The organism is Chromobacterium sp. ASV23 (assembly GCF_016428945.1).
Taxonomy (GTDB): domain Bacteria; phylum Pseudomonadota; class Gammaproteobacteria; order Burkholderiales; family Chromobacteriaceae; genus Chromobacterium; species Chromobacterium sinusclupearum.
Window position 1 is genome coordinate 1 of record NZ_JAELTR010000155.1, and the last position, 607, is coordinate 607.

Annotated in this window: 1 protein-coding gene; it reads right to left on the bottom strand. The window is 40.5% G+C overall.

Annotation, left to right across the window (positions count from 1 at the left end; all coding sequences use genetic code 11):
• Window positions 1-214: 214 nt before the first annotated feature.
• On the bottom strand, window positions 215-607 hold a 393-nt coding region (locus JHD59_RS22045; protein ID WP_199155843.1), incomplete at its 5' end, for a hypothetical protein.

Sequence of the window (607 nt, forward strand, 5' to 3'; positions counted from 1 at the left end):
CCCTTAGTTTGTGCACAACCAGAGGGTAAATGTTGAAATATGGCGGAAGATGCAATTGGGAGATTAAATACTGATTGGTCTTATTTTATCACAGATGATAGGGGCGATTTTTCTCCGCCCCTTCAGCTTTTTAGACTCCATACTTGTCAAGCGCCTTGCGAGCAGATGGGATGTCTTTAATTTTGTTTGGATTACCCAGGCAGCTATCACTTAACTACTGCATTTGACATCTACCGTAGTTTTCTTTTCTCAATAAATACGCATCCGCTGTTGTACGATCGAGGATAGACTTTCTTTTAACAGCTAGGTCTATTACAGCACCATCATCTGTTTTCCATTTTCGGCCATCAATCCACTCGCCCACACATGCCTCAGCACTTTCCCTATTAATCAAGCATCCGGTTTTTCTATCAATAAACATGCAACTTGTTACTTCATGGTAGGTCTTTGCATTGCCCGCCTCCAGGATGCCATAGGTTGAAATATTAATCGTTATGATTTTACTTTTCTGCCCAAATATTTCTTCCATGTAATCATCAGTGTTGTATGCACTATTTAGAAAGGCCAATAAATCAACCTTCCTCCCCGCTTCCTTTATGAATAGTCT